The organism is Pseudomonas sp. AOB-7 (genome assembly GCF_003696305.1).
Lineage (GTDB): Bacteria > Pseudomonadota > Gammaproteobacteria > Pseudomonadales > Pseudomonadaceae > Aquipseudomonas.
In genome coordinates, this window is record NZ_RFFK01000002.1 from 141,748 (window position 1) to 153,988 (window position 12,241).

General features: G+C 68.8%; 9 protein-coding genes. 5 read left to right on the forward strand and 4 right to left on the reverse strand.

Annotated features, from left to right (window positions below; translation table 11 throughout):
- Positions 1–34: 34 nt before the first annotated feature.
- The 4 genes from EA796_RS05100 to xthA form a co-directional block, all read right to left on the reverse strand.
- Positions 35–223 carry a hypothetical protein gene (locus tag EA796_RS05100; RefSeq protein ID WP_122107783.1) on the reverse strand — a complete coding sequence of 63 codons (189 nt, stop codon included), beginning with the start codon at positions 221–223 and terminating at the stop codon, positions 35–37.
- 3 nt (positions 224–226) lie between these two features.
- The gene (locus tag EA796_RS05105) at positions 227–1,228 is read right to left on the reverse strand and encodes a TerC family protein (RefSeq protein WP_122107784.1); all 1,002 of its coding nucleotides are present in this window, start codon (positions 1,226–1,228) and stop codon (positions 227–229) included.
- Positions 1,229–1,395: 167 nt separating this feature from the next.
- Positions 1,396–2,778 carry a substrate-binding domain-containing protein gene (locus tag EA796_RS05110; RefSeq protein WP_122107785.1) on the reverse strand — a complete coding sequence of 461 codons (1,383 nt, stop codon included), beginning with the start codon at positions 2,776–2,778 and terminating at the stop codon, positions 1,396–1,398.
- A 97-nt stretch (positions 2,779–2,875) separates the two neighbouring features.
- Complete coding sequence (gene xthA, locus EA796_RS05115; protein WP_122107786.1) at positions 2,876–3,688, reverse strand: exodeoxyribonuclease III; 813 nt, start codon at positions 3,686–3,688, stop codon at positions 2,876–2,878.
- Positions 3,689–3,825: 137 nt separating this feature from the next.
- Between xthA and EA796_RS05120 the strand changes: the two genes are divergently transcribed.
- The 5 genes from EA796_RS05120 (at position 3,826) to tpx (ending at position 12,201) form a co-directional block, all read left to right on the forward strand.
- On the forward strand, positions 3,826–4,470 hold the full coding sequence (locus tag EA796_RS05120) for an N-acetyltransferase (protein ID WP_031303986.1): 645 nt from the start codon (positions 3,826–3,828) through the stop codon (positions 4,468–4,470).
- A 68-nt stretch (positions 4,471–4,538) separates the two neighbouring features.
- Positions 4,539–6,266, forward strand: coding sequence for an autotransporter assembly complex family protein (locus EA796_RS05125; RefSeq protein ID WP_122107787.1), 1,728 nt, complete (start codon positions 4,539–4,541; stop codon positions 6,264–6,266).
- Complete coding sequence (locus tag EA796_RS05130) at positions 6,263–9,943, forward strand: translocation/assembly module TamB domain-containing protein (RefSeq protein ID WP_122107788.1); 3,681 nt, start codon at positions 6,263–6,265, stop codon at positions 9,941–9,943. Before EA796_RS05125 ends, EA796_RS05130 begins: the two co-directional genes overlap by 4 nt.
- Positions 9,944–10,213: 270 nt before the next feature.
- Positions 10,214–11,584 (forward strand): sodium:alanine symporter family protein, encoded by a 1,371-nt coding sequence (locus tag EA796_RS05135; protein ID WP_122107789.1) that lies wholly within the window; start codon positions 10,214–10,216, stop codon positions 11,582–11,584.
- Between the two features lie 116 nt (positions 11,585–11,700).
- Entirely contained in the window at positions 11,701–12,201 is a 501-nt protein-coding gene (gene tpx, locus EA796_RS05140) for a thiol peroxidase (RefSeq protein WP_122107790.1), read from the forward strand.
- Positions 12,202–12,241 lie beyond the last annotated feature (40 nt).

A 12,241-nucleotide genomic window follows, 5' to 3' on the forward strand; every position in this document is an offset into this window, starting at 1 on the left:
AGGACGAGGCCCGCATTTTTGCGGGCCTCGTCGTTTATGTCGGTTGCGACCCCTTGTCGTCGGAGTTCCGTGCCTGATCCAACCAGCCGAGGCGCATGTGCAACTGCGCGGCGAAGGCGCGCGCGGCCAGCTCCTCGTGAAAGGTCAGCGCGCGGCGGCCGACGCGCACCTGCCACAGGCGCTGGCCGCCACGTTCCAGCTCATCTATGCGTACATCCGCCATGCTTCAACTCTGTTGTCGATCGAGACTGGCCCGGTCGCGGGTTCTCAGCAGGGAGAGGATCACGCCGCCGGCCAGCAGGCCCAAGGTTACGCCAAGCGAGAGCAGGGCGGGAACCTTGACCAGGTCGTGGAGGAAGATCTTGCCGCCGATGTACATCAGCACCAGCGCCAGGGCGTACTTCAGGTAGATGAAGCGGTGCATCAGCGCGGCCAGGGCGAAATACAGCGAACGCAGGCCGAGGATGGCGAAGATGTTCGAGGTGTAGACGATGAAGGGGTCCTGGGAAATGGCCAGCACCGCCGGCACGCTGTCGACGGCGAACACCAGGTCGGCCAGCTCGATCAGCACCAGCGCCAGCAGCAGCGGCGTGGCGTGCAGCAGCGGCTTGCCGCTGACCTGGTCCTTCAGGCGCACCAGGAAGTGGCCCTCGTGCAGCTCGTCGGTGACCCGGATATGCCGGCGCAGGAAGCGCAGCAGCGGGTTCTGCGCCAGGTCCGGGTGATGTTCCTGCTCGTGCTCGCTGCGCAGCATCTTGAAGCCGCTGAACAGCAGGAAGGCGCCGAACAGGTAGAGAATCCAGTCGAACTGCTGCACCAGCGCCGTGCCCAGGCCAATCATGATGGCGCGCAGCACTATCACCCCGAGGATGCCCCAGAACAGCACGCGGTGCTGGTAGCGGCGGGGGATGTTGAAGTAGCCGAGGATCATCGCCATGACGAAGACGTTGTCCATCGACAGCGACTGCTCGACGAGAAAACCGGTGTAGTACTCCAGCGCCTTGGTCGCGCCGAGCTGCCACCAGATCCAGCCGCCGAAGGCGACGCCGACGCTGAAGTAGCCCGAATACAGCAGTAGGCTCTCGCGCATCTCGATTTCGTGCTGGTCGCGGTGCAGCACGCCAAGGTCGAGCACCAGCAGGGTGACGATCAGCACGAGAAAGGCCAGCCAGAACCAGCCGGGGGTACCGAACAGCGGGGTGGTGAAAAAGGCGAGTAGAGCGTCCATGAGCCCTCCCTAAATGTCTGCCTGAGTTGAATATCGACTCAGTGACTCCGACATCACGGTGAGAGCTCACCGCCAGAGGGGCCCGGCGTCACGCTCAGACAGGCTAGCGCTTAACCCGGCAAGCCTCAAGCCAGGCCGCGGTTTTGCCTCACTTGCCGCTTGCAACTCTAGTAGACCCAGACCTCGACCCGGCGATTGCGGATGCGCCCGTGGTCTTCGCTGTTGGCCGCCACCGGCAGCTCGTCGCCGAGACCGGTGATTTCGCGAAACAGCACGCCCTGCCTGGCCAGCTCACGGCGCACGGCCATGGCCCGTAGCTTGGACAGCAGCTCGGCGCGGGCCGGGTCGCTCTTGGCGTCGCCGAAGCCCACCAGCACCACCTGGTTATGCAGCTTGTCGTGGCGCTTGAGGTAGTCCAGCACCCGTGCCAGGTCGCGCTGGGCCTTGGTGTCCAGGCTGGCGCTGCCTTCCTGGAAGCGGAAGTTCACCGACAGGCGCTGCGCCCGCTCGGCCAGCTGGCGATAGCCGGCCGGCATCTGTGCGCTGGGCTCGACGCGGATCGCCTGCACCGTCTGGGCGATGAAGCCGCTGGCGTCGACTATGGCCTGGCCGCGCGGGCTGTGGGCGAAGTCGATCAGCGCCTGGGCCCAGGGGTTGTCCGGTTGCGGCTGGTTGTAGAGGAACAGCCGGCGCGACAGCGGGTAGTCCTCGGTGGCGATCAGCGTGGTGCTCGGCGGCATCGGCTGCGAGTCGCCGGCGGCGATGGCCACCGCCTTGGCCTGGCGGATATAGGGTAGGCCGATAAAGCCGATGCCCTGCGGATCGCCGCTGACCGCATCGGATAACTGGGTGCTCGACTCGAAGCGCTGGGCGCCGGCGGCGAGGCTGCGCCCGCCCGGTGCCAGCACCAGCTCCTTGAAGGTGTCGTAGGTGCCGGAGTTGTCGTCGCGGGCGTACAAACGCACCGCCCCGGGGTTGCCGCCCAGTTCGCGCCAGTCGCCGATCTCGCCGGCGAACAGCTGCGCCACCTGTTCGACGCCGAGCGCCGCGATGGGGTTGCTCGGGTGCAGGATGATGGCCAGGCCGTCGATGGCGATCACCTGTTCGGCCTGCGCGCTGCGCAGATCGCCGAGGGCGGCCAGGGCGGTGGCTTCGCCGTCCTTGATCGGCCGCGACGAGGCGGCCAGGTCCGCCGTGCCGTCCTTGAGCGCGGCGAAGCCGGTGCCGGAGCCATGGGCGGCGACCTCGACTATCACCGTGCGGCCGTCGGCGTGGCGCGCCAGCAGGCGCTGTTCGTTCTCCGCCGCGCCGGCCTCGCTGCGGATATCGCGCAGACCCTGGGCCTCGAACAGGCCCTTGACCAGTTCCGGGCCGAGCTTGGCGCCGATGGTGTTGGAGCCCTGCAGGCGCAGCACCGGCTGCCCGCCCTGCGAGGCGGGCAGGGCGGCGAACACCGACAGCGGCAGGGCGTAGCAGATGAAGCCGAGGACCAGCAGGGACAGGGTGCGACTCCAGAGGTCGCGGTCGACGGCGGACGGGGCGCGCGGCATGCGGCAGACACCTTCTGTGGGTGATGGAGAGTGCCGCGCAGATTAAGTCAGTCAGGTTTCAGTGATATGACGGCGCTGGGGCGCGCCGTATAGGCTCTCAGCCCAGTTCCAGCCAGATCGGCGCATGATCCGAGGGCTTGTCCATGCCGCGCAGCTCGTAGTCGATGCCGGCGTCCTTGAGCCGGCCCTGCAGCGCCTGGCTGGCGAGGATCACGTCGATGCGCAGGCCGCGCTTGGGCTCGTCCTCGAAGCCGCGGCTGCGGTAGTCGAACCAGCTGAAGCGGTCATTCACCCCGGGGTTGAGCTGGCGGAAGCTGTCGACCAGGCCCCAGTTCTTCAGGGTCGCCAGCCACTCGCGCTCCTCCGGCAGGAAGCTGCACTTGCCGGTCTTCAGCCAGCGCAGGCGGTTGGGTTCGCCGATGCCGATGTCGCAGTCCTCGGGGCTGATGTTGATGTCGCCCATCACCACTAGCGCCTGCTGCGGATCGAAGCGCTCGACCAGCAACTGCTGCAGGTCGGCGTAGAAGCGCTGCTTGGCGGGGAACTTGACCGGATGCTCGCGGCTTTCGCCTTGCGGGAAGTAGCCGTTCATCACGGTCACCGGCTGGCCCTGGGCGTCGGTGAAGGTGGCGTAGATAAAGCGCCGCTGGGCGTCCTCGGCGTCGCCGGGAAAGCCCTTGTGCAGGTTCTGCGGTTCCTGGCGCGAGAGCAGGGCGACGCCGTAATGACCCTTCTGCCCGTGGTAGTGCACGTGATAGCCGAGCTGGCGGATCTCGGCCTCGGGGAATTGCTCGTCGGCCACCTTGGTTTCTTGCAGGCCGATCACGTCCGGCTGGTGCTTGTCGATCAGGGCCTGCAGCTGATGGGGGCGGGCGCGCAGGCCATTGATATTGAAGGAGACGATTTTCATGGGCGGCGAGTCCTGGGCAAAAGGCGATGCTAGCCGATCCGCCGCGCTCGCGGCCAGCGCCTGGCAGGGCCCCGGCGGCGGTGCTAAGTTGGCTGTGACGCGCCCGACCGCACAACGCATAACAACAGAGGTCCGCCATGCCCCATAACGCTCCTGCCGAAGTCCGCATGCTCGACGGCGGCTACGCCCGCGAAGTGCGTTCGCTGCTCTACCACGCCTACCGCCACGAGCCGACCTTCGCCTACCTGTTCGAGGCCGAGCGGCCGGGCTTCGACCAGCGGGTGCGGGCCACGGTGCGCGAACTGGTGCAGCAGCACTTCGCCGAGGAGCTGCCGGCCATCGGCCTGCTGCTCGACGACCGGCTGATCGGCACCGCGCTGATCGCCCCGCCGCAACGGCGCCTGGATATCACCGAGAGCTGGGGCTGGCGTCTGCGCATGCTGCTGAGCACCGGTTTCCGCTGCACCAAGCGCTACCTCGAATACCACGACGCGGTGCTCGCCTGCCTGCCGCCGGGGCCCTATCACGTGCTGCCGCTGCTCGGCATCCATCCCGAGTTCCAGGGCCAGCACCGCGGCGAGCAACTGCTCGAAGCGCTGCACGACTGGTGCGCCGAGGATGCCGGCTCGCAGGGCGTGGTGCTGGACACCGGCAATGCGCGCTACCTGGATTTCTACAAGCGCCAGGGTTACGAGGAAATCGGCGAACTGGCCATCGGCCCGGTGGTGGAGCACGTGTTCTTCCACCCCAATCCGCAGCCGGTGGCGCGGGCCCGCGCCTGAACCCTGGCTGTCACCGCCGTTCTCCACCGCTCTAGCTCGCCGTCCGCTCCGTGATAGCATCCCCGGCCATGAGCGTATATGGACATATCCGGCGCAGCCTGGCGCTGCTGCTGATCAGCACCGGCGCCCTCGCCGCCGGTGAGCTGGACGTGCGCATCAGCCCGGCCAATGCGGCCCTCAAGGCCAATATCGAAGGCTACGTGGGCAGCCTCGAGGGCCGCGACGGCCAGGCGCTGCGGCGCTTGCGCCGGGTCGCCGAGGCCGAGGCGGACAAGGCCGCGCAGGCGCTGGGCTATTACCAGGCGCGCATCCGCAGCCGCATCGAGGAGGGCGAGACGCCGCGCCTGGTATTGGAGGTGGAGCCCGGCGAACGGGTGCGCCTGCGCAGCGTCGACATCCGCATCGAAGGCCCGGCCAGCGAGCTGGCCGCCTTTCGCCTGCCCAGCGCCAGCCGCCTGCAGCCCGGCGCGGTACTGCACCACGGCCGCTACGAGGACGCCAAGCGGCTGATCCAGAACCAGGCCTCGCGCTACGGCTTCTTCGACGGCCGCTTCTCCCGCCAGCGCCTGGATATAGACCCCGCCGCCGGGGTCGCCGATATCGAGCTGGTGTACGTCAGCGGGCCGCGCTACCGCCTCGGCGACCTCGCCTTCAGCGGCGACTTTCCCTTCGACGAGGCGCTGCTGCGGCGCATGGTGCCGTTCCAGGCGGACACCCCCTACGATTCCGAGCTGATCGCCGAGCTGTACCAGGCGCTGCAGTCCAGCGGCTACTTCGAGTCGGTGCGCATCGATGCCATTCCCACCCAGGCCGAGCAGCTGCGCATTCCCGTGGCGGTCGCGCTGGTGACCCGCGAGCCGCGCACCCTGGGCCTGGGTGTGGGGTTCTCCACCGACGTCGGGCCGCGCCTGCGCGGCTCCTGGACGCGCCACTGGCGCAACCCGCAGGGTCATAGCTACGGGGTGGAGACCGAGCTGTCGGCGCCAAGGCAGAACCTCGGCCTGTGGTACGACATGCCCCGCGACCCGCCGTTGACCGACAAGCTGCGCCTGGCCGGCGGTTACCAGTACGAGGAACTGGCCAGCAAGGACAGCCTCAGCCGTCTGCTCACCCTCGGTCCGGAGTGGCACAGCCAGCGCGCCGGCGGCTGGCAGCGGGTGCTGTCGCTCAAGTGGCAGCGCGAGGAGTACCGTCTGGGCGACGACTCCGGCCTGAGCACCCTGCTGATGCCGGGCGTCAGCTATTCGCTGCTGCGCAGCGACAACCGCCTCGATCCGCGGCGCGGCTATCGCTTGCAGTTCGATGTCTCCGGCGCGGTGGACGGGGTGCTCTCCGACGCCAACGTGGTGCACGGCAACGTCATGCTCAAGGGCCTGACCACGGTGCTGGACAACCATCGCCTGCTCGGCCGCGTGCAGCTGGGCGGCACCGAAACCAACGGCTTCTCCGGCGTGCCGCCGTCGCTGCGCTTCTTCGCCGGCGGCGACCAGAGCGTGCGCGGCTACGACTACCAGAGCCTGTCGCCGGAGAACGACCGCGGCGACAAGATCGGCGGCCGCTACCTGTTCGCCGCCAGCGCCGAGTACCAGTACAGCCTGACGGACAAGTGGCGCCTGGCGACCTTCGTCGACCAGGGCAACGCGTTCAACTCGCTGGACTTTCCCACCCTCAAGACCGGCGTCGGCTTCGGCCTGCGCTGGGTCTCGCCGGTCGGCCCGCTGCGTCTGGACCTGGCCCATGCGCTGGACGACGAGGGCGGCGTGCGCCTGCACTTCTCCATGGGGCCGGAACTATGAGGCGCGCACTCAAGTGGCTGGCGGCGGGGCTGCTGAGCCTGGCGCTGCTGCTCGGTGCGGCAGTGCTGGGCCTGCTGGGGACCCAGGGTGGCAGCCGCTGGCTGCTGGCGCAGGTACCGGGGCTGACGGTGGAGAACTTCAGCGGCCGGCTCGGTGCGGCCTGGCAGGCCGATGCGCTGCGCTGGCAGCAGGACGGGCTGCGCGCCGAGCTGCACCAGGTGGATTTCGCCTGGTCGCCGGCCTGCCTGCTGCGCCTGAGCCTGTGCCTGGATCGTCTGCACCTGCGGCAGGTCGTGCTGAACCTGCCCGCGAGCGGGGAGGCGAGCGGCGAGCCGCTGCGCCTGCCGCAGTTGAAGCTGCCGCTGCGCCTGCAACTGGGTGATATCCAGCTGGGTGAGTTGCGCCTCGACGGCCAGGCCCAGTTCAGCGAGCTGAGCCTGATCGCCGCCTGGAACGAGCAGGGCGTGACGTTGCAGCGCCTGAGCCTGCGCCGCGACGAGCTCAGCCTCGAACTCAGCGGCGAGCTGACCCCGCAGGGCGACTGGCCGCTGGCCGTCAGCGGGCGCCTGCAGTTGCCGGAGGTGGACGGCAAACCCTGGCAGCTGGCGCTGCAGGTTGGCGGCGAGCTGCAGCGCAGCCTGACCCTGCAGGCCGACAGCACGGGCTATCTGGAGGCGCGCCTGGTCGGCGAGGTGCAGGCCCTGGCCGAGCACCTGCCGGCCGAGCTGCGCCTGAGCAGCGGCGACTTCGCGCCCAGCAGCGCCTTGCCGCCGACCCTGCGCCTGCAGCAGCTGGAGCTGCGCGCCACCGGCGATCTGGCCAGCGGCTACCGCATCGACGGCGACGCCAGCCTGCCGGCCGAGCAGGCGCCGATCGGCGTGCGCCTGCGCGGGCGCGTCGAGGCCCAGGGCGCGGATATCGAGCTGCTGCGCCTGCAGGGCGACGCCGAGCAGCACCTGCAGCTGCAGGGCCGCCTCGACTGGCGCGAGGCCTTCGCCGCCGACGCCAAGCTGGACTGGCAGGCCTTCCCCTGGCAGCGCCTGTACCCGCTGGAGCAGGCGCCGCCGGTGAGTCTGCAGCAACTGCAGGCCGAATTCAGCTACAGCGGCGGCAACTACCTGGGCAACTTCTCCGGACAGCTGCAGGGGCCGGCCGGCGCCTTCAGCCTGAGCAGCCCGGTCAGCGGCGATCTCGAGCAGATCAGCCTGCCGCAGCTGCAGCTGCGGGCCGGCCAGGGCAAGCTCGACGGCGTGCTCAAGCTGGGCTTCGCCGCGGGCATCGACTGGCAGGCCATGCTCCAGCTCAGCGAACTGGATCCCGGTTACTGGCTGGCCGAGATGCCCGGCCGGCTCGGCGGGCCGCTGAACAGCCGCGGCAGTTTCAGCGAGGGCCGCCTGCAGGCGCAGGCCGATATCGACCTGGCCGGGCGCCTGCGCGGCCAGCCCGCGCAGCTGCAGGTACAAGGCGCCGGCGCCGGCGAGCAATGGCAGGTGCAGCGCCTGCTGGTGCGTCTGGGCGACAACCGCCTGAGCGGACAGGGCGCACTGGATCAGCGCCTGCGCGGCCAGCTGCAACTGGCGTTGCCGCGCCTCGGTCAGCTCTGGCCGGGCCTGCAGGGCCAGGTGCAGGGCAGCCTGGAACTGGCCGGTACGCTGCAGGCGCCGCAGGGCCGGTTGCAGCTCGGCGGTGAGCGCCTGGCCTTCGGCGAGCCCAGCCTGCGCCGTCTGCAGCTGGACGCTAGCCTGGATGCCCTTCAGCAGGGCAGGCTGGCGCTGCAGGCGCGCGGCATTCGCCTCGGCGACACCTATCTCGGCCGTCTGCAGGCCAATGGTCAGGGCGATGCGCGGCGCCAGGCGCTGCAGCTGGATCTGCAGGGCCCGCTGCTGCAACTGGCCCTGGCGCTGGACGGTAACCTGAGCGAGCAGGGCGACTGGCGCGGGCGCATCGCCCGCGGGCGCATCCAGAGCGGCGGCCAGGACTGGCAGCTGCAACAGCCGGCGGCGCTGCAGCGCCTGGCCAGCGGCCAGCTGAGCCTGGGCGCGCATTGCTGGCGGGCCGGCGATGCCAGCCTGTGCGGCGGTCAGCAGCGCCTGGCGCCGCAGCCGAGCCTGGATCTGCGCCTGGAGAATTTCCCCCTGGCCAGCCTGCAACCCTGGCTGCCGGCGGATTTCGCCTGGCAGGGGCGGCTCGACGGCCGGCTCGAGCTGGAGCTGCCGGCCAGCGGCCCCAAAGGGCGCATCCTGCTGGATGCCGGCGGCGGCAGCCTGCGCATTCGCCAGCCGGAGCAGGACGAGTGGCTGGATTTCCCCTACACCAGCCTGCGCCTGGACAGCACGCTGCGCCCGCAGCGGGTGGACAGCGAGCTGCGCCTGCTGAGCGAACGCCTCGGCGAACTGAGCCTGCAGGCGCAGCTCGATCCTCGTCCAGCGCACAAGCCGCTCAGCGGCCAGTTCCGCCTGACCGGTTTCGACCTGGCCGTGCTGCGGCCCTTCGTGCCCATGGCCGAGCGCCTGGAGGGGCGCCTGCAGGGCAGCGGTACGCTGTCCGGGCCGCTGCTGGCGCCGCAGGTCGATGGCCAATTGCGCCTGGACGATGGCGAGCTGGCCGGCAGTGAACTGCCGCTCAGCCTGCAGGCGCTGCAGCTGCAGGCGCTGATCGCTGGCGAGCGGCTGCAGCTGGCCGGCGACTGGCGCAGCGGCGAGCAGGGGCGCGGCAACCTGCGCGGCGAGCTGAGCTGGGCAGAGGGGCTGAGCGGCGATCTGTCCGTGCAGGGCCAGCGCCTGCCGCTGAAGGTCGAGCCCTATGCCGAGCTGGAAGTGGAGCCGGACCTGCAGTTGCAGCTTCGCGCCCAGCAACTGGCGGTGCGCGGCAAGGTCGGCATCCCGCGCGGGCAGATCAGCGTGCGCGAGCTGCCGGCCTCCACCGTCAAGCTGTCCGGCGATGCGCGGGTGGCCGGGCGCGAGACGCCGCTGGAGGAGGAGGCGCTGGGCATCGCCATGGATGTCGATGTCGAGGTCGGCCAGGACAAACTGGCCTTCCGCGGCTTCGGCCTGAGCGCCGACCTGCGCGGGCGCGTGCATATCGGCGACGACCTCGACACCCGCGGCGAGCTGGACCTGGTGAACGGCCGCTATCGCGCCTACGGCCAGCGTCTGACCATCCGTCGGGCGCGCCTGCTGTTCACCGGGCCCATCGATCAGCCGTTCCTCGACGTCGAGGCGATTCGCCGGGTGGACAATGTGGTCGCCGGCATCCGCCTGTCCGGCAGCGCCGAGCAACCCAGCACCACGGTGTTCGCCGAGCCGGCGATGAGCCAGGAGCAGGCGCTGTCCTACCTGGTGCTGGGCCGGCCGCTGGGGCAGGGCAGCGGCGACAACAACATGCTCGGCCAGGCCGCGCTGGCCCTGGGCCTGGCCGGCAGCAGTTCGCTGACCAGCAGCCTGGCCAGCAGCCTGGGCATCCAGGATTTCCAGCTCGACACCGAGGGCAGTGGCATCACCACCAGCGTGGTGGCCAGCGGCAACCTCACCGAGCGCCTCAGCCTGCGCTACGGCGTCGGCGTGTTCGAACCGGCCAATACCATCGCGCTGCGCTACCAGCTCGGCCGCAGGCTCTATCTCGAGGCCGCCAGCGGCTTGGCCAGTTCCCTGGACCTGTTCTATCGGCGCGATTTCTAGCCGGCGTGGAACTGCTCTGGCTTTTCCGGGGTCGAGCCGGCTTAGCTAGGTGTTTCGTGCGGCTTTTCCCCAACCGTTTGGAGAATGGTCGCGTTAACTTTTTTCTAAATAGTGAAAAGAACTTATTTCGTCTTCGTATACTTAGCCGCCCCCTCGATCCGGTAACCCTGGTGCAGCGCGGGGCGGTGACGAAAAAACGGCACTGTCTATCCGGCAGTCGATCACGCGACGGGTACCCAACCGCGCAACTACAAGAATAAGGACCCTTCAATGGAAGCCATAACCAACTTGGTGAACCAACTCAACGGCCTGGTCTGGGGCCCACCCATGCTGGTGCTGATCCTCGGTACCGGGCTGTTTCTCATGCTGCGCCTGAAGTTCATGCCGCTGGCCAAGATCGGCCCCGGCTTCAAACTGATGTGGCAGGGGCGCAAGAAAGACGACGAAGAAAGCGGCGAGATCAGCCCGTTCCAGGCACTGATGACTTGCCTGGCCGCCACCGTCGGCACCGGCAACATCGCCGGCGTGGCCACCGCCATCTTCCTCGGCGGCCCCGGCGCGCTGTTCTGGATGTGGTGCACCGCGCTGGTGGGCATGGCCACCAAGTACTGTGAAGTGGTACTGGCCGTGCACTATCGCGAGAAGGACGACCGCGGCGAGCACGTCGGCGGCCCGATGTACGCGATCAAGAACGGCCTGGGCGCCAAGTGGGCCTGGCTCGGCGGCGCCTTCGCCATCTTCGGCGGCCTGGCCGGCTTCGGCATCGGCAACATGGTGCAGGTCAACTCCATGGCCCACGCCCTGGAAACCACCTTCAGCGTGCCGCTGTGGGTCACCGGCCTGGTGACCATGGTGTTCGTCGGCCTGGTCATCCTCGGTGGCATCAAGCGCATCGGCAAGGTCGCCGCCTCGCTGGTGCCGGCCATGTGCGTGGCCTACATCGTCGCCTCCATCGTCGTGCTGGTGGTCAACGCCAGCCAGATTCCGGCGGCCTTCGAGATGATCTTCACCTACGCCTTCACCCCGATCGCCGCCACCGGTGGCTTCGCCGGTGCAGCGGTGATGGCGGCGATCCGCTTCGGCGTGGCCCGCGGCATCTTCTCCAACGAGGCGGGCCTCGGCACCGCCGGTATCGCCCAGGCGGCCGGCACCACCAGCAGCCCGGTGCGCTCGGGGATGATCGGCATGCTCGGGACCTTCATCGACACCATCATCATCTGCTCGATGACCGGTCTGGCGATCATCTGCTCCGGCGTGTGGACCAGCGGCGCCAGCGGCGCGGCACTGTCGGCGGCGGCCTTCGAGTCGGCCATGCCGGGCATCGGCGGGGCGATCCTGACCATTGCCCTGGTGGTATTCGCCTTTACCACCATCCTCGGCTGGAGCTACTTCGGCGAGAAATGCTGGGAATACCTGGTCGGCACCAAGGCGATCCTGCCGTTCCGCCTGGTCTGGGTCGTCGCGGTGCCGTTCGGCGCCATCGCCCAGCTGGACTTCGCCTGGCTGCTGGCCGATACCCTCAACGGCCTGATGGCCATCCCCAACCTGCTCTCGCTGCTGTTGCTGAGCCCGGTGGTGGTGGCGCTGACCCGCGAGTACTTCGCCAAGCAAGCGAATGTGTCGCCAGTGTCGGCAAAGTAGTCTGACCTCCGGGTCAGCTTGATCCACAGCCTGACGAGGGCGCGTTCTAGGCTTGCCAAAAGCCCGGATCGCGCCCTTACTCTTCTACCCTCACTTCGCAGAAAAGGATTCTCCCCATGGCGCAAGTCACCCTCAAAGGCAACCCGGTTCCGGTCGACGGTCAACTGCCGCAGGTCGGTCAGCAAGCACCGGCCTTCAGCCTGGTCGGCAAGGACCTCGGCGACGTCAGCCTGGCCAGCCTGGCCGGCAAGCGCAAGGTGCTGAACATCTTCCCCAGCATCGACACCCCGACCTGCGCCACCTCGGTGCGCAAGTTCAACGCTGAGGCCGCGCAACTGGCCAACACCGTGGTGCTGTGCATCTCCGCCGACCTGCCGTTCGCCCAGGCGCGCTTCTGCGGCGCCGAAGGTCTGGACAACGTGATCAACCTGTCGACCATGCGCGGCGCCGATTTCCTCAAGAACTACGGCGTGGCCATCGCTGGCGGCCCGCTGGCCGGCGTCGCCGCCCGTGCGGTGGTGGTGCTGGACGAGAACAACAAGGTGCTGCACAGCGAGCTGGTCGGCGAGATCGCCGACGAGCCGAACTACGCGGCGGCCCTGGCGGTACTCAAGTAACCGCCCGTGCTGGAACGACGGCCTGCTCTGCAGGCCGTTT

Excerpts from the sequence above, each read along its gene's own strand:
- EA796_RS05120 (WP_031303986.1), top strand. The coding sequence starts at position 3,826 with ATGCCCCATAACGCTCCTGCCGAAGTCCGCATGCTCGACGGCGGCTAC.
- EA796_RS05135 (WP_122107789.1), top strand. The coding sequence starts at position 10,214 with ATGGAAGCCATAACCAACTTGGTGAACCAACTCAACGGCCTGGTCTGG.
- EA796_RS05130 (WP_122107788.1), top strand. The coding sequence starts at position 6,263 with ATGAGGCGCGCACTCAAGTGGCTGGCGGCGGGGCTGCTGAGCCTGGCG.
- tpx (WP_122107790.1), top strand. The coding sequence starts at position 11,701 with ATGGCGCAAGTCACCCTCAAAGGCAACCCGGTTCCGGTCGACGGTCAA.
- EA796_RS05110 (WP_122107785.1), bottom strand. The coding sequence starts at position 2,778 with ATGCCGCGCGCCCCGTCCGCCGTCGACCGCGACCTCTGGAGTCGCACC.
- EA796_RS05105 (WP_122107784.1), bottom strand. The coding sequence starts at position 1,228 with ATGGACGCTCTACTCGCCTTTTTCACCACCCCGCTGTTCGGTACCCCC.
- EA796_RS05100 (WP_122107783.1), bottom strand. The coding sequence starts at position 223 with ATGGCGGATGTACGCATAGATGAGCTGGAACGTGGCGGCCAGCGCCTG.
- xthA (WP_122107786.1), bottom strand. The coding sequence starts at position 3,688 with ATGAAAATCGTCTCCTTCAATATCAATGGCCTGCGCGCCCGCCCCCAT.
- EA796_RS05125 (WP_122107787.1), top strand. The coding sequence starts at position 4,539 with ATGAGCGTATATGGACATATCCGGCGCAGCCTGGCGCTGCTGCTGATC.